At 52.6% G+C, this 20,807-nt stretch carries 20 protein-coding genes; 1 reads left to right on the top strand and 19 read right to left on the bottom strand.

What is annotated here, in order from left to right:
- Positions 1-7 precede the first annotated feature (7 nt).
- The 6 genes from QZR18_RS04830 to glgA are packed head-to-tail and all read right to left on the bottom strand — an operon-like array spanning position 8 to position 7,820.
- Positions 8-2,968, bottom strand: coding sequence for a bifunctional [glutamine synthetase] adenylyltransferase/[glutamine synthetase]-adenylyl-L-tyrosine phosphorylase (locus QZR18_RS04830; protein ID WP_178705290.1), 2,961 nt, complete (start codon positions 2,966-2,968; stop codon positions 8-10).
- A complete protein-coding gene (glnA, locus tag QZR18_RS04835; RefSeq protein WP_178705287.1) occupies positions 2,965-4,302 on the bottom strand; it encodes a type I glutamate--ammonia ligase in 1,338 nt (445 codons plus the stop codon). The genes QZR18_RS04830 and glnA overlap by 4 nt, the downstream gene beginning before the upstream one ends.
- 9 nt (positions 4,303-4,311) lie before the next feature.
- On the bottom strand, positions 4,312-5,265 hold the full coding sequence (locus QZR18_RS04840; protein ID WP_178705284.1) for an SPFH domain-containing protein: 954 nt from the start codon (positions 5,263-5,265) through the stop codon (positions 4,312-4,314).
- Between the two features lie 36 nt (positions 5,266-5,301).
- Positions 5,302-5,733 carry an NfeD family protein gene (locus tag QZR18_RS04845; RefSeq protein ID WP_178705281.1) on the bottom strand — a complete coding sequence of 144 codons (432 nt, stop codon included), beginning with the start codon at positions 5,731-5,733 and terminating at the stop codon, positions 5,302-5,304.
- Between the two features lie 35 nt (positions 5,734-5,768).
- Positions 5,769-6,557, bottom strand: coding sequence for an ABC transporter ATP-binding protein (locus QZR18_RS04850; RefSeq protein ID WP_178705278.1), 789 nt, complete (start codon positions 6,555-6,557; stop codon positions 5,769-5,771).
- 51 nt (positions 6,558-6,608) lie between these two features.
- Positions 6,609-7,820: a glycogen synthase gene (gene glgA, locus QZR18_RS04855; RefSeq protein ID WP_178705275.1), complete on the bottom strand. Its 1,212-nt coding sequence runs from the start codon at positions 7,818-7,820 to the stop codon at positions 6,609-6,611.
- Between the two features lie 118 nt (positions 7,821-7,938).
- Between glgA and QZR18_RS04860 the strand changes: the two genes are divergently transcribed.
- Positions 7,939-9,177, top strand: coding sequence for a glucose-1-phosphate adenylyltransferase (locus tag QZR18_RS04860; RefSeq protein ID WP_178705272.1), 1,239 nt, complete (start codon positions 7,939-7,941; stop codon positions 9,175-9,177).
- Between the two features lie 61 nt (positions 9,178-9,238).
- On the opposite strand, the gene QZR18_RS04865 is transcribed toward QZR18_RS04860, so the two are convergent.
- The 13 genes from QZR18_RS04865 to QZR18_RS04925 form a co-directional block, all read right to left on the bottom strand.
- On the bottom strand, positions 9,239-9,754 hold the full coding sequence (locus QZR18_RS04865; protein ID WP_178705269.1) for an NUDIX hydrolase: 516 nt from the start codon (positions 9,752-9,754) through the stop codon (positions 9,239-9,241).
- Positions 9,751-11,019 carry a PrsW family intramembrane metalloprotease gene (locus tag QZR18_RS04870; protein ID WP_178705266.1) on the bottom strand — a complete coding sequence of 423 codons (1,269 nt, stop codon included), beginning with the start codon at positions 11,017-11,019 and terminating at the stop codon, positions 9,751-9,753. Before QZR18_RS04870 ends, QZR18_RS04865 begins: the two co-directional genes overlap by 4 nt.
- Positions 11,020-11,643: a hypothetical protein gene (locus QZR18_RS04875; RefSeq protein ID WP_178705263.1), complete on the bottom strand. Its 624-nt coding sequence runs from the start codon at positions 11,641-11,643 to the stop codon at positions 11,020-11,022.
- On the bottom strand, positions 11,636-12,814 hold the full coding sequence (locus QZR18_RS04880; RefSeq protein WP_178705260.1) for a glycosyltransferase family 4 protein: 1,179 nt from the start codon (positions 12,812-12,814) through the stop codon (positions 11,636-11,638). The genes QZR18_RS04875 and QZR18_RS04880 overlap by 8 nt, the downstream gene beginning before the upstream one ends.
- The gene (locus QZR18_RS04885) at positions 12,815-13,735 is read right to left on the bottom strand and encodes a lipid A biosynthesis lauroyl acyltransferase (RefSeq protein ID WP_178705257.1); all 921 of its coding nucleotides are present in this window, start codon (positions 13,733-13,735) and stop codon (positions 12,815-12,817) included. It lies immediately after the preceding gene.
- The gene (pgsA, locus tag QZR18_RS04890; RefSeq protein ID WP_178705254.1) at positions 13,735-14,364 is read right to left on the bottom strand and encodes a phosphatidylinositol phosphate synthase; all 630 of its coding nucleotides are present in this window, start codon (positions 14,362-14,364) and stop codon (positions 13,735-13,737) included. Before pgsA ends, QZR18_RS04885 begins: the two co-directional genes overlap by 1 nt.
- Entirely contained in the window at positions 14,364-14,927 is a 564-nt protein-coding gene (locus QZR18_RS04895; protein WP_178705251.1) for an HIT domain-containing protein, read from the bottom strand. The genes pgsA and QZR18_RS04895 overlap by 1 nt, the downstream gene beginning before the upstream one ends.
- Positions 14,928-14,932: 5 nt before the next feature.
- Positions 14,933-16,921 carry a threonine--tRNA ligase gene (gene thrS / locus QZR18_RS04900; protein WP_178705248.1) on the bottom strand — a complete coding sequence of 663 codons (1,989 nt, stop codon included), beginning with the start codon at positions 16,919-16,921 and terminating at the stop codon, positions 14,933-14,935.
- A gap of 134 nt (positions 16,922-17,055) precedes the next feature.
- On the bottom strand, positions 17,056-18,075 hold the full coding sequence (locus QZR18_RS04905; RefSeq protein ID WP_178705245.1) for a GNAT family N-acetyltransferase: 1,020 nt from the start codon (positions 18,073-18,075) through the stop codon (positions 17,056-17,058).
- A gap of 13 nt (positions 18,076-18,088) precedes the next feature.
- On the bottom strand, positions 18,089-19,339 hold the full coding sequence (locus QZR18_RS04910) for a carboxylate--amine ligase (RefSeq protein WP_178705242.1): 1,251 nt from the start codon (positions 19,337-19,339) through the stop codon (positions 18,089-18,091).
- 74 nt (positions 19,340-19,413) lie between these two features.
- On the bottom strand, positions 19,414-19,896 hold the full coding sequence (locus tag QZR18_RS04915) for a metal-sulfur cluster assembly factor (protein WP_178705239.1): 483 nt from the start codon (positions 19,894-19,896) through the stop codon (positions 19,414-19,416).
- Entirely contained in the window at positions 19,896-20,363 is a 468-nt protein-coding gene (gene sufU, locus QZR18_RS04920; protein ID WP_178705237.1) for a Fe-S cluster assembly sulfur transfer protein SufU, read from the bottom strand. Before sufU ends, QZR18_RS04915 begins: the two co-directional genes overlap by 1 nt.
- On the bottom strand, positions 20,363-20,807 hold a 445-nt coding region (locus QZR18_RS04925), incomplete at its 5' end, for an aminotransferase class V-fold PLP-dependent enzyme (protein WP_295910514.1). The genes sufU and QZR18_RS04925, both read right to left, overlap by 1 nt.

The raw sequence follows: 20,807 nt of genomic DNA on the forward strand, positions 1-20,807 counted from the left end.
CCTAGTTTCACGAGATATTCCAAAACAGTTTCTCAAATACCTCCCGCATTTTACGTGAGGAGGTCAGCCATTTTGTCGTCATTTCTTCACGCTCATCACGCGGATAACCCATGAGCATCGCCATCGCAGCAAGTTGCTCACTATTTGAGGGAACAACATCGTTTTTTGAGGCAGACGGGCCCGCCGCTATAACCCGGGCACGCCTCAGTTCTTGCCCAAATTCCCAAGTCGAGGCCGCACGTTGGTAGTCGCTTTGAGTAAGTTTTCCTCTGTGGAGTAGTTCCAGCAAAGCTTGTCGTGTAGAGGATGTACGTAGGTTGCAGTGCTCACTCCCCGACTGCAATTGCAGAAGTTCGACAAGCCATTGGATGTCAGAAAGACCTCCGGGGCCTAGTTTGATGTGCATCCGCGAGTCAATGCCTCCGGGAATTCTTTCTCGTTCGACACGGACCTTCATTAATTGAATCTCACGGGTTTCATCGCGGCTCAAAGGTGAGCGGAAACAATATGCTTGCGCAAATTGATACAGCGCATCTGCGGTGTTCCCGCTACCAAGCGGGCGCAGACGAACAAGCATTTGTTTCTCCCACACGTGCGCCCAGCGCTCGTAATACTCCGTATAGGAGTCAAGAGTGCGCACTAAGGCTCCGTTTTTCCCCTCGGGACGCAGAGCAAAATCCAAAGCTACAGGCAGAGCTCGGCTTGATGTAGAAAGCAATTGCTTAAGCTGCGTGATTCGATCATGCGCACGTCGTAGAGCGCTGGCATCACAGCTATCAGCAACGACGGCAAGAACATCCAAATCAGATGTATAGGACAGCTCCCGCGCCCCATAACTACCCAAGGCACACAGTTCGATGTGCATATCGGGAATATGCTCTTTGCCCTCATCAAAAACATCGAAGGTTTCGAGGGCCGAGAGTACACAGGCATCAGCAACAACACAGAGATCCCTCCCCACCCCTTCCTTTGAACCTGTGGCCTCGCGAAGTGCAATACGCAAAACTTCACGCGTGCGAATAAGGCGAATCTTCTCAATTGCCTCGTCAATGCTCCCCGCCCTTCCCGCAACCGAACGCATTTGGCGGGAAAGCACCTCAAATGAAGGTGTGGCAAGCAATTCAGCTGAATCAAGCCAAGAAACGGCCTCTGGGAAAAGACGGATTAAGGAGCCAATCCACGCGGATGCGGAAAGAACCCGACACAGCTGAGAGGCCGCATAATCGCTATCGCGTAAAAGCGCCAAATACCAATGAGAATCACCAATCTCATCGGAAAGAACCCTGAAATTAAGCAAACCCATATCGGGATTTGCGCCATCGGCAATCCATGAGAGCAATACGGGAAGAAGATGACGCTGAATCATCGCACGCCGGGAAGTTCCCGCACATAGAGACTCGATATGTTTGAGTGCGCTACGCGGGTCTAAATAACCGATCGCTCGTAGACGATCCATCGCCGCTTCGTCATCAAGATGAATAAGATCCTCGTCCAGTCGGGCGCTTGCAGCAATAATTGGCCGGAAGAATACCGAATGGTGAAGCTCTCGTACCCGCAAACGAAGTGCTCGAAGCTGCTCGTAAAGCTGCTCAACTGTGGCGGGCGTTGCGTGAAGCGAACGCAGAAGGCGTTCGAGCTGACGAAGACCAGTGGGAAGCGTATGGGTTCGGTGCATCCTAAGCAGCTGGGAGCGATGCTCGAGGGTACGCAAGAACGCATAGGCTTCCCGAAGATTAGCAGCATCCGTGCGCGCAATATATCCTCGTGCACTTAATGCCCCTAGTGCGTCAAGAGTTGATCGCTGCCTGATCTGGATATCGTTTCTCCCGTGGACCAACTGCAGAAATTGAATCGAAAACTCGATATCACGCAGTCCTCCCACACCCAGCTTCAACTCGCTGTCACGCACCTTTGGCGGCACTGAGTTTTCAACTTGAGCACGCATCGAACGAACCTCGTCGACAAAACCTGGCCGTGCAGAAGCTTCCCAAATAAAGGGCTGGGCACACTCAAGAAAACGTTCCCCGACTTCCATGTCGCCAGCACAGGGACGTGCCTTCAGGAGTGCTTGAAACTCCCAGTTTTGCGCCCAACGCTCCCAGTAGGCTCGGTAAGAATCAATGGTGCGCACAAGCGCTCCATCACGACCCTCTGGACGTAAATTCGCATCCACGCTCCACAGTGGCGGCTCTTTACCAGGACTGGAGCAGATGGATGCCACCAAGCTTGCAATACGCGTTGCACGTTCAAGGCGTAAACGAGTGACTTCTGCGTCTTCCGTGGGCGCACTATCCGCAAGCACGTACATGACATCAACATCGGAAACATAATTGAGCTCACCTCCCCCAGTCTTTCCCATTGCGATAATGCACAAAGGCACCTCACCATCGGGGTCTTCCAGTCGCCTAGCGATGTAAAGCGCACCTTGAAGAGCCTCGTCTGCAGCCTGCGAGAGATGTTGAGTAATGGATTCAATATGGTCGGGTGCGTAAGGATTCTCGGCCAGAAGATCATCCGCGATGATGTCAAAAAGCCTCCGCCGATAGACCATCCGAAGGTACGAGGCCGCCTCTTCCCGACGCGACTCAAGAGCCTCGTCCGCAGTCGTTGCAGGCCATCCTTCGGGTAGCAGTCGCCAGAGTTCATCCGTCATACAGAGCTTTGTCGCACCGGGAGCATCTGGAAGGAAGAAATTCGGGTGCTGGAGAAGGTAGTCTCCCCACCACGATGAGAAACCGAGAACCACAGCAAGACGCCTAGCACTAACAGCATCATTTTGTAGCAGGTTGATCAGCGAAGGGCATTCATCGTGTGCTCTTGCGCAGAAAACCGCAAACTGTTCAATATCCGCGCATATTTCGAGTGAGTCAATATGCCCGATATCGCTCAAACCAGAAGATTCGAAGAGTCTGCGAATACGCTCAGGCTGAGTCACACCACAACGGCGTAATTGACGATCAGAGATCATCCATTGACCTTGAGGAATTGACGGAGTTCTGCCGGAGTAATCTGCCGACGGTACTCACGCCACTCATTTTCTTTTTCACGCAGGAGGTGCTCGAAAACCTGCTCGCCCAGCGCTTCGGCGACTAAATCCGATGAACGCATTGCGCGCAGGGCATCGGAAAGTGATGAGGGCAGCGGGTGGATGCCTAAAATCTGACGCTCTGTTTCACTGAGTTGCCACACGTTATCTTCTGCTTCTTCAGCGAGGGGCATCTTCTTTTCGATACCGTCAAGACCAGCGCTGATAAGCACAGCGAGTGCGAGATAGGGATTTGCTGCAGGATCAAGTCCCCTGTATTCGATGCGCGCACTGTTCTTCTTCGAGGGTTTATAGACGGGAATGCGAACGAGCGCCGAACGATTATTGTGACCCCAACAAATATAGGACGGCGCTTCGCCCCCGCCCCATAGACGCTTGTAGGAATTCACATGCTGATTGGTGATCGCGGCTATTTCACGCGCATGGTGGAGCAGACCAGCAATGAAATAGCGACCAATCTCTGAGAGCTGGTAGCGTCCAGAAGGATCATAGAAAGCATTTTCATCGCCTTCAAACAGGGAAAGGTGGGTGTGCATTCCCGATCCAGGGCGATCAATGAAGGGCTTTGGCATAAAGGTGGCAAGCATCCCCTCAGCCAGCGCTACCTCTTCAATCAACGTCCGGGCGGTCATGATGTTATCGGCCGTATGAAGAGCGTCGACCGCACGTAGATCAACTTCATTTTGGCCAGGCCCACCCTCGTGGTGCGAAAACTCTACCTGGATCCCCGTCTCTTCCAAGGCACGCACGATCTTCCGTCGAAAATCGTTAGATAGCCCGCGAGTCACATGATCGAAATAGCCCGCTTGGTCAACCGGTTCCAGATGATTGATATCAACCGGCTGACGAAGAAGGTAAAACTCAATCTCCGGGTGGGCGAAGACTGAGAAGCCCATCTCCGAGGCACGCTGAACCGCTCGCTCGAGCGCGCCTCGGGGATCGGCTGGCGATGGCAAACCATCCGGGGGGAGGACATCACAGAGCATCCGACCGTGAACATCAGTGCCATCTTTTGTATGCAAACGTTGGAAAGTAGCAGCATCAGGATGCAAAAGCATATCGGATTCGTAGACACGAGTCAGACCTTCAATGGAAGATCCATCAAAACCGATTCCCTCGCTAAAAGCCTCTTCGAGCTCTCCGGGATCAATTGAGACCGATTTGAGCACTCCAGCGACATCCGTAAACCACAAGCGGATTAGCCGGATATCTTCCTGGGCAACACTACGAAGGACCTGTTCCTGTTGCTGTTTCATTTGCTTACCTTAGGAGCGACCAAAACCCTTGGAGATGGCATCCAGTGCACCGGTGAGATCCGAAGGAAGAACCCACAGCTTTGAAGCCTGACCATTAGCAATGCGAGGCAGCATCTCCAAGTACTTGTAAGACAACAGTTCAGGAGTTGCATGCCCCTGATTGATCGCGTTGAAGACAACGGAAATTGCTTCTGCTTCACCCTCTGCACGGAGGATCTGCGCTTGGCGTGCACCTTCAGCCTGAAGAATCAGTGCTTCCTTCTCACCACGTGCTTGAAGCACTTGAGCTTCCTGCTGTGCTGACGCAGCGAGAACGGCAGCCTGCTTCGCCCCTTCCGCCTTCTTAATTTGCGCCTCGCGCTCGGCTTCAGCGGTCAAGATCGTGGCGCGCTTCGTACGCTCAGCTGTAATTTGCTGCACCATTGCAGAGAGAACATTCGGTGGTGGTTCAATTGACTTGAGCTCGACGCGTGTCACGCGAATACCCCACGGACCAGTTGCTTCATCAAGCACACCACGAAGTTGCTTGTTAATAGATTCACGGCTGGTCTGAGTTTCTTCCAGGTCCAAGGAACCGATGAGGTTACGAAGAGTAGTTGCAGTCAGCTGCTCGATCGCCTGCAGGAAGTTAGCGACTTCGTAGGTTGCACTACGAGGATCGGTAATCTGGAAATAGATGACCGAATCAATTTCAACCATTGCCTGGTCTGCAGTAATCACTGACTGCGAAGGGAAATTCACAACTTGTTCGCGCAGATCGATGCGTGCGGCAACGCGATCGACGAAGGGAACAAGCAGGTGAATACCACCGTGTAGAACAGAACGGAAACGACCAAGTCGTTCCACGACGTATGCTTCAGACTGCGGGACAATACGGACAGCGCGAGCGATAGCGATCATGACGAAAATCGCCAGCACAGCACCGACTATCATTGCGATGCTCCCGATGGGATCTTCATTCATCAATCCCTCCCCTTTCTATGAGTAAACCGGATGAAATTAAGAGTAAAGCGGTTGAACAACTGCGGTGGCGCCGTCAATGGCGACAACGGTCACCTCGGTACCGACAGGAATCAGACCTCCGGCACTTCGTGCGCTCCACTCACCACCTGAAAACTGAATTCGACCGTCACGCTCGCCCACCAACTGTGTGACATAACCGGTCTTACCGATCAAGGCATCGGCATTGGTTCGAACATCCTCACCTGATCGTTGAATGCGTCCTTTCATCAATGGGCGAAGCGCGAAGATCAAAAGTATTGAAACAACAACGAAAACGGCGATCTGGGCTAAGGTTCCTCCCCCGAAGAACTCGACAAGACCCGCCGCGATTGCAGCGATGGCAAACATCAGGAAAACGAAGGTAATAGTCAATACCTCGATGATGCCGAAGACGAGCGCGGCAAGAAACCACATCCACCAGGTAATCATTGGTTTTCACCTACTTCTGTGTACCGAAAAATTGATCAACGGGGTAATCCGCGGGCGAACCAACGGCCGTTTTCGTTTTCTACGCTGAGTGCTAGTTCGAAGGCATCCGAAAGCACCCGACCATTCAGCACCTCATCGACAGTGCCGGTAGCGAAGATTTCCCCGCCCTTCATCACTGCTGCGTGGGTGACCCCCTGTGGAATTTCTTCAAGGTGATGCGTCACCAAAATAACCTGAGGGGCATTCTTCCCTGCGATGATCTCTTCCATAGCGGCAATGAGAAGCTCTCGTGCTCCAAGGTCGAGACCCGCAGTTGGCTCGTCAAGAATCAGTACTTCGGGATCCGACATCAAACCGCGTGCAAGAACAATCCTCTGGCGTTCACCCTCAGACAAGGTGTGGAAAGGACGTTTCTCGAGGTGATCAACACTAAAAAGACCGAGCAAGTCACGGGCACGCTGGGTATCGATATCTTCGTAAGTCTCTGCGAATGGTGCTGAAATCCCCCAAGCTGCTGAGCGCACCACATCAATCACACGCATACTTGCACGTAGTCGTTGGGTGGTCGACAAAGATACTAACGAACAGCGTGATGCAAGTTCTTGGGGCTGGATATCATTGATCGGATTGCCGTCAAAACGAACACTTCCGCTTGTCGCTTGAACTTTTCCGCTCGCAACGCGAACAAGAGAAGTCTTTCCTGCTCCATTTGCACCCAAAACGGCCCACTGCTCGCCGCGATGGGTACTCCACGTGATGTTGTTTAAAATCTGGGTTTCACCACGCGTTAAAACAACGTCATCGAGCTCAATTACCGTATTCATTGTCTTAGTATCCCGCAGCTCACAGTAAGTGTCCTCTTCAAAGCCATCAGCTCAGTGAACGAGCTTCTGATAAAGTGCAACGGTCTTATCAGCGATCGCATCCCACGAGAAATAATCACGTGCACGACGTAAACCTGTTTGCCCCATTTGATGAGCTTTCTCAGGCGACGAGAGCACCTCGATCAAGCGATCAGCCATATCGTTTTCAAATTGCTCAGGATCCAACGGTGTCCCTGTCCCATCATGAAGCTGCTTGATCGGCACAAGATAACCTGTTTCACCATCAACAATGACATCTGGAATACCGCCCGTTGCTGTTCCAACAACAGGTAGACCAACAGCCATAGCCTCCAAATTGACGATACCAAGAGGTTCATAGATCGAAGGGGTAATAAAGACAGTCGCAGCATCTAAGAGGGCAATAAGATCTACGCGAGGCAGCATTTCGGAGATCAAAACAACACCATTACGACTATCGCGCAGCTCGGCAACTAGTCCTTCAACCTCGGCGGCAATCTGGGGGGTATCTGGCGCACCAGCGCACAGGATTACCTGGACTTCCTCGGGAAGACGGCGTGCTGCTCGCAGGAAGTACGGCAGCCCCTTCTGGCGAGTAATCCGCCCAACGAAGATCACCGAAGGCCTGTCCGGATCTACACCCCAGTGCTCAAGGACCTCGACCTGATGTTCTTTCTCAGCATCGGTTGTTGGAATATGCCATTGAGTCAGATCAATTCCGTTATGGATAACATGAACACGGTCGGCATCCACAGCCGGATAGGCGCGCAAAATGTCCTCGCGCATTCCGTGCGAAACTGCAACAATACCTGCCGCAGCCTCGTAGGCAGAACGCTCAACGAAAGAGGAAACGCGGTACCCGCCACCGAGCTGCTCAGCTTTCCACGGGCGCAGTGGCTCCAGTGAATGAGCCGTCACGACGTGGGGAATATCGTTCATCAAGGAAGATAGGTGCCCGGCAAAATTTGCATACCACGTGTGTGAGTGCACTAGATCGGCGCCAACTGTATCGGCCGCAATGGCAATATCAACACCAAGCGTGCGTAGAGCAGGGTTGGCTTGTGCCAGCTCCGGGAGATCTGAATATCCAATGACATCTCCCGCGTCTTCGCGAGGACCGTCAAAAGCGTGAATACGAAGCTCATCCACTCGAGAGCGAAGAACCTTAGCTAATTCAGTAACATGAACTCCCGCGCCTCCGTAAACATGTGGCGGGTATTCTCTGGTCAACAAGTCAACGCGCATGTGAGCTCCTTCGACGCACGGGTGCTTCTAGCTTAGCGGAAATTTCCCTCTCAATATGTTCTTCACCACGTTCTAAAATCCGCAACCAAAATGAGGAATTTACGCATACTCTAGAGCCATGGCTAAAAATCATGTTCTCGCGATCGTTCTAGCCGGAGGCGAAGGTAAAAGGCTGATGCCTCTCACCATGGATCGGGCAAAGCCGGCCGTTCCCTTCGGTGGTCATTACCGACTCATTGATTTCTCACTATCGAATATGGTCAATTCTGGCTATATGAAGATCGTTGTACTGACTCAGTACAAATCGCATTCACTGGACAGGCACGTAACCCGTACGTGGTACACCTCTCCCCTGCTTGGCAATTTCATTGCTCCAGTTCCCGCCCAACAGCGTCGTGGGCCACACTGGTACTTGGGAAGCGCGGATGCGATCTACCAGTCACTCAACATCGTTGATGATGAAAATCCCGACTATATTGTCATCACTGGCGCTGACAATATTTACCGCATGGACTTCTCACAGATGGTCCAACACCACATCGATTCCGGGCTTCCCGCGACCGTCGCGGGAATTCGCCAGCCCATCGAAGTAGCATCGGCCCTCGGGGTAATCGAAGGCAAGGATGGCCACGTCGATAGGTTCGTTGAGAAGCCTCAAAATCCAGTTGGCCTCGAGGATGATCCCACTCAGGTTCTGGCCTCGATGGGCAACTACGTCTTCACAACTCAGGATCTCATTGCCGCGCTTCGAGAAGACGCTGAGGATCCCCTGTCGAAGCACGATATGGGTGGGAATATTATTCCGTGGTTCGTTGAGCGTGGCATGTGCGGCTACTACGACTTCAAGGACAATAATGTTCCCGGTTCGACGGATCGAGACCGCGATTACTGGCGCGATGTCGGTACCTTGGATGCCTACTACGAGGCAAATATGGACCTCATTAGCGTTCACCCGGTCTTTAACCTCTACAACAGGGATTGGCCGACGATGACCCTTTTGGATGGCTCATTGCCTCCCGCGAAGTTCGTTTATGGAGACGAACATTCGCGCATGGGGCACGCAGTCGACTCCTTCGTTTCACCCGGGGTGATTATTTCGGGTGGCGAAGTCTACCACTCCATCGTTTCTCCAAATTCCTATGTCCACTCATGGGCGCAAGTCACTGACTCAGTGATCATGCACGGTGTGCGTGTCGGCCGTTCCTCACAGGTCGTGAAGACAATTCTGGACAAGAACGTCATCGTTGAAGAAGGCGCGATTGTCGGTCTCGATTTGGAACACGATCTCGAGCGTGGCTTCACGGTCACGGAATCAGGAATTACCGTCGTCCCCAAGGGAACGATAGTCACCCGATAGCTCGTAAAAACTTATTGTTAGCCCCCTGCGTGAGTCATCATCGCAGGGGGCTAACTTCTAGTTATTCAATGTCTTTTACTGTTCCATCCCATCCGTGAAGACATTGCTCAATAAGATCTCCCAGCGAGCGTGGGTACACCTCATGGTTCTCGGCATATTTCTCGAGTTCGTGTAGATCCCACCAACGGTATTCATCGATCACTCGTTGTTCTTCTAGGGTCCAATGAGAATTGCTGAGAGGCTGGGCTTGAACGCGTGCCCAGAAAATTTCTTCATCTTGGCGAGCAACAAGACTCTTAAAGTCAAATATTGCCTGTCGACGAGCAATGGGCCCAACGAGTTCCTTCTGCTTGAGTTGTATACCGGTCTCTTCGAAGACCTCACGTAGGGCTGCTTCTTGACTTGTTTCCCCGTCCTCGACTCCCCCGCCAACGGTGAACCACCATGAGCGCGTGGGGTTATCAGCATCGTGTCCTCTTACAAGAAGAACCCGATTTTGTTTGTCGATGAGAATTACCCGTGCTGCCTCTCGATGTGGGAAGCCTTCCTCATCACGAGGCCACTCTAGAACGCTCACGCGCTCACCCGACGTGCCGCTTGCGAAAGTTCCGTCAACGAGAGGAACTTCTTCCGCGCTTCAACCGCTTTCGTAAGCAGTTCTCGATTGTAAGCATCGCGTGCGGGATCTTCGCGCTTTCTTAAAGGACGCGCATACTCATCAAGACCAATGGCGGCAAGAGAATTCAAGAAGAAATTCATTGCTTTACGGGCTTCTGAACCTGCGCTAGCAGCCCACTTGACAGCATTACGACGCTGCGCACGGTCAGTAACCATTTGAAGTTCGACAGGAAGCACCCAGCCTTGAACGACATAAGGAGTTAACCCCTGCTGGATATGTTTTGCTTCACGTGAAGATTGCGTAATCAGATAGATGAACCAACACGTAAAAATCGGAACCTCAATGGTGACGTAAGAATGGAACCAACCGCCGATACCATTATTGCTCGCAAGAAAGTTCCATAGGCCATGGAAGAATACCGCGGTTAGGTAACCAAGTAAGACTCGAATAGTGCTCCACAGCGCACCGTAGCGACGAATCAAAACAAGTGCGATGGCCATTCCAGTAAAAGAGGTTGCCATCGGATGGACGAATGGCGAAAGGATACCTCGGGTAAATACCGTCGTTGTCAGCATAAACGCACCGGAAGAACTGGATTTCAGGAAGTACTGAATATTCTCAATGAAGGCAAACCCGGCACCAACAATGCCACCGCAGATCAGACCATCAAGCCGCGAATTAATGGAATTTCGGCGTGCAAGGATGAAGATGATGACACCAATGCCCTTGAAGAATTCTTCAGCAACCGGTGCAACGAAAACAGAGACAATGACCGCTGCGGAATCTTGATCACCGAGTGTGCGTGCAATATCTAAATTTAAGGTGCTATTCACGACCAACGAAGAAAGCGTTGCGACGCCCGCTCCCCAAATGAAACAGATGAAATTAGATTTCCAACCCTCACGTTCCCAACGATCAAGGTAGCTGAGCACTCCGAGGACAATGATAAGCGGAATTAATGCCAAGGTCGTCATCACCGCTGCGGAGACGACACCGCCCGTACGCACGTACGTCACCATGAGGACAATGACACCGATGGTTCCCAAAATTGTGAAGATAATTTCAAGGAAAGGTAAGGAGCGGACACGTTGAGGAATTCGCCATGTCGGAGCTTGTGCGGGGGCTGGGTCGTCAGGACCGAATAGTTCAGCTTCGGTCGTTCTGATCTTCTTCAGCCGATAGTCCTCACCGGGACCTCCCCAACGCGGGTGTGTTTCACTCATTTAATAGCCGTATCCGTCTTCAATGGTGTCGTCATCAAAATCAATTGTCTGAGCCATTGGCGCATGTCCTGCAAGATGCGCCAAGCGTACCCAGCTTCTCTCACGAATCTTATGGGTCTGAGTAACGTAAAGGTTATGCATTGATCGAGCTAATTGGACCTTATAGGAGGCTTGGTCCAGTTCGCGTAGTTCGCGAGACCAGTAATCATCGGCATCAATCTCCTTGCGGAGCTTTGCGTTAAGCGCACTTCGGAGAATTTTTGAAAGTTGCGACTGAATTTCAAAAAATTCGATGACCTTCTCACGCGTTTGGGTCTCACGGATGCTTGCTTCGCTTGTCCGCCGGTCGAGCCCATCGGCAACAAGAGGAATGATCTGCCGGCGCGCTCTTGTCGAGGCCTCCCGGATCTCTTGAGATTCCTCAGAGGTTAACCCCGGATAGTCAGCGATCCTCTCGCTATAGCGTGCTCGTTCGTCAAGAAGAAGTGCTAGCGAATCCCTCGTCGTTAAAATCCGCCAATGAAGACGGTCAAGTCGTGTTGCAAGAATTGCTGATTGACGCACAAGAAAGGCCAGCGCGACCAAGACAAGAGTCAAGAGGAGAAAGATCAAAGTATTACTCATCGTCTTCGGCCTCGTTCCTGCCACGAATCAGATCAAGAGTTGTCGGCGCCGATGGCTGCGCTTGAGCAGAGGCTAAAACGGTCTGATACAGGGCTAAGACTTGGTCGGTGACCGTATCCCATCCATAACGAGAACTCGCCGCTTCTCCACGGCGTGCAAGCATTGAGAGTTCCTCAGAATCACGAAGAAGCCTAACTAGTTGACGAGCAAGATCCTGACTATTTCCGGTCTCAAATAGCGCGCCTACTTCTCCTTGTTCAAGAACTGCCCTGAAGGCCTCGAGATCAGAGGCAAGTACTGCGCAACCTGCTGCCATCGCCTCGACAAGAACAATTCCGAAGGATTCCCCACCGGTTTGGGGAGCGACATAAATACTTGCTCCCTTCAGAAGCGAAGCCTTCTCTTCATCGCTCACGCCACCAAGGAACTCGACTGAGTCCCCAAAACGCTCCAATTGTGTGCGGTATTCATGTGCGTTTCCTCGTCCCGCAATAAGAAAGCGGGCACCTGGGATTTCTGCAAGCACCGTTTCGATCGCTGCAGAGAAGACTGGTAATCCCTTCCGGGGCTCGTCAAGACGGCCGAGGAAAACAACGACCGGGCGCTGTGGAGTCGCTTCCCATTCAGGTTTGATCTGAGCCTGCTCGAAGAAATGAGTATCAACCCCATTGGGAATGATGACCGCATCGCCACCATTATGTTCGACAAGCGTCCGGCGTGCTTCTGCTGAAACAGCGATACGGGCCGCAAGTTTCTCCAATAGCGGGTCCAGCGCGGAGGAAGAAACGGAACGAGAGAAGGAATAGTCCAATGCTGCGTGGAAAGTTCCAACAACCGGAATCTCGGCTGCACGTAATGCCAGCATTGAGATAGAGGGAACTTCTGGTTCGTGGACATGAAGAAGATCAAAGTGGCCTTCATCAATCCACCGTTTCGTTCGCATGTTAGCCAAGGGGGTGAAGGAAAGCCGGGCGACTGAACCATTAAAAGGAACAGCGACCGATGAACCTACGGTAGTTATCCACTCGGGCAGGTCATCGGTATTTTTCGCTGGAGTAAGAACACTCACCTCGTGTCCTCGCTTCATAAGCTCCAATGCGAAGTCACGAATATGGAACTGAACGCCACCGGGCACATCCCAGGAGTAAGGGTTAACAATACCGACTCTCACCTATTCTCCTTTCTGTGCCGCGCGCTTACGCGCCCGGGCCAAACGCTCCGGATCTAAATCCTCAACAAAAACTGCTTGCATCATATGCCACTCGCGAATCCGACGTTGAAGAATTGGAAGAAGCGCAGTCACCCATTTCTGGGTGAGCTCAGATACGTCATCATCCTTGACCTGTGGATCGTAGAGATTCTCAGTAACTTCCAGACGCACAAATTCTGGGCTGCCAGAACCATCAACATCTGATACAACCCCAGCTATGAGCGGGGCGTTGAGCGCTCGTGCAAGTGCTGCTGGCCCCGCGGCAACCAAAGCAGACTTGGTACCGAACTCAACCTCAATACCGGTTCCGGAAATATCGCGGTCAGCAAGAAGAGGGATCACAAGGTTTTTCCTGCCCTTTGCCTGCTCAAGCAAGGAGTGAAAAACACTATCTCCCGGCGAAACGCCGATAATCTCCATCCCGACGTCCGTGCGCAGTTTCACGAAGGCATCGAAAAGCTCAGGAGGATTCAATCTCTCGGCAACAGTGAGTACGGAAATACCCTGTGCGCACACAGCCGCACCTACACGATCGAAGGTTCCCGCATGCGGTAAAGCCAAAACAACTGGACCTTCGCCGGCAAGACGAAGGAATTCGTATGCCTGGCTGAGATCAACACGTGCACGAAGCTTTTCACCAACGCTGCCACCAAAACTCAACTGCTCAACATAAGCATTGATATGCGAGCGCACGGCATCTCGAAGCTCGCGTCGTGAAATCTTGCGTCCAAGAACACGCTCGTGGTTGGCTCGCATTCTGCGCACGCTGGAACCATTGAGTAGACACATGAGATCGGCTCCACGTCTGCCGAGCCATGTGACCAAGGAGAAAGGTAGTCGAGGAACTACTCTGAAAGCCCATACCAAGGCACGTCCTGACATTAGGACTCCTGGGATGAAGGAAGATGCGTTGCTGTGAAATGCACACGTTGAACAACAGTAACGATCGATGCAAAAGCAACCCAACACAAACTTGCTGCGAGGAACACAGCCGGTGCGCCCCACCCGTATAGTGCAGCTCCCAACAAAGCAATGATGAGACGGTCAGTCCGCTCGGCAATACCGACCTTTGCGATAACCCCAATTGATTCAGCACGTGCACGCGCATAGGGCACGGTAGCTGCACCAACGATCGCAATAAGGCCTGCAACGATCGTAACAGTCCTCGATAGTGAGCTTTCCATGCTGAAAATTGCGAAGGCAGTCAATGAACCGAAGACCGCTCCATCGCCCAACCTGTCCATTGTTGAATCTAAAAAGGCTCCAAATGGCGACGATGTCCCACTCATTCGCGCGAGAACACCATCAATCGAATCGCAGAAAAGAACGACAGCGAGAGCTAGGGCTCCTTGCCAAAGGTAGCCAAAAGGCAAGGTCGTGACAGCAACTGCGATTGTCACAACGGTTCCGGAAATAGTGACCATATTGGGAGTAATGTGCGCTGCTACGAGCACTCTCGCGACAGGAGTAAAAATAGCTTTCGTTATCGAGCGTCCGTGGTTTCCAAGCACTATTCCTCCGATGATATGGGCCATGCTGCGGCTAGCCGAGCACGCGCATCCTCAAGTAGTTCAGGCACTGCCTTGGTACGGGCAATGATTGGGAAGAAGTTTGCGTCTCCAGCCCACCGAGGAACAACATGCTGATGAAGGTGGGCAGCGATCCCCGCGCCTGCAACATCACCTTGGTTCATACCCAAATTAAATCCAGCGGGATTCGCCGTCGCACGCTCCACACGCATTGCAGTGGCAGTCAAACGACCGAGTTCAATACGTTCTTCGTCAGTCAGATCCGTGTAGTCAGAGACATGGCGGTAGGGACAGACCAACAAATGCCCGGAGTTATACGGAAAGAGATTCATCAGAACGAAACAGCTGACACCGCGATGAACGATGAGCCCCTCTTTATCTGTGCGCGATGGCGCAACACAAAAAGGACACTCTTCCGACGAGGAATCGGCGGGCTTGTGATCGCCATTAATATAGGCCATTCGGTACGGCGTCCATAAACGATCGAAACCGTCGGGAACGCCAGCGAATTCCCGGGAATCCTCGGTCGGAAGAGTGCTACTCATTGCTATCAGTCCTCAGCGCTGGGATCAGCGTTATTGCGGGACGCGATGTGGTGAGCAATACGCTCAACCGCCTCGTCAAGGGGAACACCATTGAGTTGGGATCCATCGCGGAAACGGAATGACACTGCCTGCGCTTCTTGGTCTTCCCCACCTGCAATCAAGGTGAAAGGAACCTTTTGCTTTGCAGCATTGCGAATCTTCTTACCAAAGCGATCATCGGAATGATCAACTTCGACGCGAATCCCACGTTCACGCAAACGCTGCGCAACCGTATCAACGTACTCATCGAAGGCCTCGGCAACGGGGACAAGGCGCACCTGCACGGGCGAGAGCCACGCGGGGAAAGCACCGGCATAATGCTCAGTCAAAACACCGATGAAGCGTTCAATCGAACCGAACTTCGCCGAGTGAATCATCACCGGCTCGCGGTGGCTTCCATCGGGAGCCGTGTACTCCAGTCCGAAACGGTGCGGCTGGTTGAAGTCGTATTGAATCGTCGACATCTGCCAGGTACGACCGATTGCATCCTTGGCCTGAATCGAAATCTTAGGACCGTAGAATGCGGCACCGCCCGGATCGGGAACGGTCTGAAGACCGGTCTCTTCGGCGCAGCGACGCAGAATTTCAGTCGCTTCTTCCCACTGTTCATCCGTACCGATGAACTTATCCTTCTTCTTTCCATCGGTATCACGGGTGGAAAGCTCCAGATAGAAATCGCTCAATCCAAAATCTCGCAGAAGCTTCAAAATGAAGTTCAAAAGATGCTTAATCTCATCTGCTGCCTGTTCCGGCATCACATAGGAGTGCGAATCATCCTGAGTGATGGAGCGAACGCGAGTGAGTCCCTGAAGAACACCGGACTTCTCATTTCGATACACAGTACCGAATTCGAAGAGGCGCAGCGGAAGCTCGCGGTATGAACGGCCTCGGCTCCTGAAGATCAGGTTGTGCATGGGGCAGTTCATTGCCTTGAGGTAGTACAGCTGGCCATCATCATCCATCGGAGGGAACATGCCATCCGCGTAGTACGGAAGGTGTCCCGAAGTATGGAAGAGCTCTTCCTTCGAAATGTGCGGGGTACCCACATAAAGGAAGCCATTTTCAATATGGGCCTCACGGACGTAGTCCTCCATGACGCGCTTGAGCACGCCACCCTTGGGGTGGAAGATCGGCAACCCCGCGCCCAGCTCTTCTGGGAAAGAGAAGAGATCAAGTTCGGCACCGAGGCGACGGTGGTCGCGTCGTTCCGCTTCCTTCAATCGTTCTTGGTAAGCGACAAGGTCGTCTTTCGAGGCCCAAGCAGTTCCGTAAATTCGCTGCAGTTGATCGTTAGCCTGGTCGCCGCGCCAGTAAGCGGATGAAGACTTGGTCAACGCAAATCCGTTACCAATGAGTTTTGTCGAAGGCAGGTGGGGGCCACGGCAGAGGTCTTTCCAGGCAGTGGTTCCATCACGGCGGACATTGTCGTAAATGGTGAGTTCCGCACCACCAACCTCGACGGAGGCATCCTGCGCCCCTCCGCCCTTGGTGCTAATCAGCTCGAGCTTGAAGGGCTGATCAGCAAGTTCTTCGCGTGCTTCTTCTTCAGTGACAACGCGGCGACGGAAAGCCTGGCCTTCCTTGACAATGCGCTTCATGCGTTTTTCAATATCGCGCATGAGCTCAGGAGTGACGGAATCAATATTCCCGAAGTCATAGTAGAAGCCGTCAGTGATGAAGGGGCCAATTCCCAAATTCACATCGGGGAAGATCTCTTGGACTGCCTGCGCCATAACGTGAGTGCAGGAGTGACGCAGGATCTCGAGGCCTGCTGGGGAATTCAGAGTAATCGCTTCGACAGTTGCACCGGCAGGAATTTCGCGGGAAAGATCCCATGCGTTCCCATCAACCGTCATTGCGACGACATCACTGCGGGATTCGTAGTGCTGCGTTCCGGTGCAGCCCTCTTCAATTTCGACCGCAACACCATCAATAGTTGCGTTAATAACAGGCACGAGCTGTGCTCCTTCGGGTTCTGGCGTCTTGCGCCATCTCTACCCACTGACTGCACGCATACGATGGCGTGTCAAACGCTCTTTCGAGAATCAGCAGGCTTGGACCCTTCTATCGTAGCCGTCTCGCCCCAATGTCACGAACGAAGAGCACGCTTAATTGAGAGTAGGTTTCGTAGACCCGCATACAGACGCGGACGCAAAGGTAGATCCCATGCTCCCGGGACGTCCGTATAGCCCTGCGCAAAACTCAACTTGTATTTCCCGACTGTAAATAGTTCGGGAACCCGAGGTGAGTGAATTCCCATCAGGTCAATACCGCCATTGACGTCAAGCTCAGGTCCCAAGATGATGGCACACTGAACATCAAGCTCAGGCATTGCTCCCAATTTACGAGCCTTCGCAGTCGTTGCACCGTAATAGCATTCAGCCTGGCGGTCATTGATAAGGATCAAATTCCATGCGACCACTTCCCCGTCTACTCGGAGCACGAAGAGGCGTGAATGCTCAGGGCCAAGGATTTTCAACATAGTTGAGTAGACCTGGGCGGGGTGAGGACTGAAACCGTCGCGCTCGGCGGTCTCTTTGAGCACCTCATAGTACTCAGTGAAATCTTCCGCGGCCTGATCATGCTCATCAGCGATCGTTGTCTGGACCTCAGCCAGGGCCTTGCGCGAACGCCGAAGCTGACGGCGACCTTCCTTTGTCATATCCCCAAGGATCTTTTCCTCGTCACCACCATAGGAGCGAATGATGACGGTGCGGTCATAGGTAATAATCTGCATGACATCGCGAAGATCAGTGTCATTAAAGATCGCATTTAAGCGAATAAAAACGATCGATGAGTCTTTCTGACGAACGTAACGCCCAAGCGCGTCGCGGAAAGCACGTTCGCGGCTCGGTGTAGCCTCTTTGAGCCACACCGGTCCATGTTTCGCCCAAAGGTAGCGCGCCCCTCGCATTGAGTACTCGTAGAGCGCGACAAGAGCAATACGCTTGCCATTTTCTGAATACTCAAAACGTCCCCAGAGCTTGCGCCCCTCAACCGCCTCGTACTGTTCCCAAATTGCGGACTGTTCAATGGGCAGAGGAGTCACTCCGGCAGCGCCAATACGCATTTCCTCGGCAGTGATCTCACGAAGCTGTGTATCTGTCATAAGAAAAGTCCCCTTAGAATGAACGATCGTTCGCTTGAGGGTAGTACCTATGGAACTTTCGGTAGTGATTGAGCTTTTGCAGGTGGAGTGTCAGGAAGCGACGCAGGTCCGAATCAGCTGAGTAGAAGAGCGGATCGAAACGCTTCCCCCCTCGAATCAAACTACGCACTCGCTGAGCAAGTTCGGGCTCTCGAATGTATCGCAAGAGCAATCGATCGGGAACCATCGAATAGAGGATTTCCTCATTTACTTCTTCAGGGCTATGTTTTTCGCCGCGAACAAGATCATCAACCATTGGAATCATGGGGTTATGTCCCGCCGCGGTCATGTACCAAGAGTTCCGACCGATTCGCGGATTCACTTCAAAGAAGAGCGCGCGACCATCACGTGGATCAATCTTCACATCGAAGTTAGCGAAGCCACGATAGTTTGCTGCCTCAAGAATGCGTCGTGCATCCTCCCACAACTGAGGAAACGCCTCGGTAATCATTGCAACGGGATTACCAATCATGGTTGGCGCGTGGTCTTCCAAGAGAACGCGTGCGGAACCAATCAAGGTCATATGCCCGTGAGAGTCGACATAGGCGGTCACTGAACGCATCTGCGTGTTATCTCCAGGAATCAGTTCCTGAACAATAAAGTCACCACGGAAGCCAACACGTCCCAAAAGATCCCAGAGGTCGTTCAGTTCCTCTTGGCTCTCGACAAACCAGATCTTACGTTTTCCTTCAAATTCCAAAGCATCATAATCATTACCGCGCGCAGGTTTTGCCACCACGGGGAAAGCAAACGGAATTTCGGGACGAACAGGAGCCTCGGAAGAAAAATTACGGAAAGAGACCACACGCGTCGCCGGCGTAGGCACTCCCAGCTCATCACAAAGCTGAGCAAAGGCGCCCTTATCCGTCACGCGATCAATAACGTCCATTGAGGGAAATGGGAGTGCGTAATGTTGACTCAGAGAATCCCAATGACGTGCAACAAATTCAGAATGAAGGTCATGATTAGCAACAAGGACCAGAGCACGGTCCGCATAGGTATCGGCGAGTTTTCCAAGCGTTGCCAGAAGTTCCTCATCGGACGCATGCGCAACGATCGGCTCAACCCGACAAAAGGCAGAACGCGAGATCGCAACTGTCGGCGCGTGAGACAGCACGATCGAGGTCACGCCATAGGCCTCGTGGAAAGAACGCGCAAGAGCATAAACTCCAAAATCTCCGCCCAAAAGTACAGGCTGCACAACAGGAGCATCGGCCAGGGTCATTGCTTCTCTTTCCTCTGTAACAGGTGAACCCCTCCAGCATAGCGGAAGGGGTTCACGGAGACGTCACTACTCGCTCAGACGTTAAAACCAATCGCACGGAGCTGTTCGCGGCCGTCAGTTGTAATTCGATCAGGACCCCAAGCAGGCATCCAGACCCAATTGATCAAGACATCATCCGAGAGCGATGCCAGTACCATCTGAGCCTGGCGCTCGATGATGTCAGTCAGAGGGCATGCCGCTGAGGTCAAGGTCATGTCAATGACGATTGAATCATCCGTCGCAACCTTGACACCGTAAACCAAACCAAGGTCAACAATATTGATGCCTAGTTCGGGATCGATGACATCCTTGAGTGCCTCAAGTACATCAAGGCCGGCGATGCTTCCGCCCTCAATGATGTCAGTTCCTTCGACATTAAATACATGCGCCGAGGCCGCATCGGGAGCAGAAGCAGAACCCTGCTCGGACGTGGCAGAGCTTGCAACTGCAGAAGGCGCAGGGGCGAAGCGCTGCTCGACAGCATCAGTTTGTGCCATCGGGTTGGAAGAGGTATCCATTACTCGTTTTCTCCTGCAATATCGGTTCCGAGCTGCGCGAGAGCATCGCGCAATGCATACCATCCAAGGAGTGCGCACTTCACACGATTCGGGAACTGTGACGTCCCCTCCAATGCAGCGGCATCACCAAGGATGTCGAGGGTATCGTCATCCACGCCCAGTCCGCGTGAATGCATCATTTTCTCCATGGCCGCATAGAGTTCACGGACATGCTCCAAATCAGCTCCGCTCACCATGTCAGAGAGCATCGATAGGGATGCTTGCGAAATCGAGCAGCCATCACCATCCCATGTCAGTGCTTCGATCTGACCTGAGTCAGACAGAGTCACACCTAGTGTTGTCTCGTCTCCACAAGTCGGATTCACCTGATGCGATGAGGCTGCAAGACTTGAGGGATCACCAGTCCCGTGGCGCTCACGCGCATGATCAAGAATCACCTGCTGATACATCTGTTCAAGGCTTGACATCATTTGCCTCCGAAGTAGGAACGAACCTGTCCTAAGGCATCGATGAAACGATCAATCTCTTCACGGGTTGTTGTCGGACCAACTGATGCTCGCGTCGAGGAACGGACTCCAAAGAAGTGATGCAATGGAATGGCACAATGATGGCCGACTCGCACCGCGATGTCCTGCGAATCCAAGACTTGTCCAACATCATGCGGATGGACGCCCTCAACGGCAAATGCAACGACACCGATCCGTTCTTTATCCGCTCCCGGTCCCAGCACGCGAACACCGTCAATTCCAGAGATGCCTTCAAGCATGTAGGAAGTCAGAATGCGTTCGTGCTCAGCAATGCGTGCCATGCCGATGCCACTGAGGTATTGAAGAGCAGCACTCCAGCCAACGATCTGAGCAATCGGCTGGCTACCGGCTTCAAAACGCTCGGGGGCCGGCATAAAGGTCGAG

The sequence above is a fragment of the uncultured Actinomyces sp. genome (assembly GCA_900541895.1).
In the GTDB taxonomy this organism is placed as follows: Bacteria; Actinomycetota; Actinomycetes; order Actinomycetales; family Actinomycetaceae; genus Pauljensenia.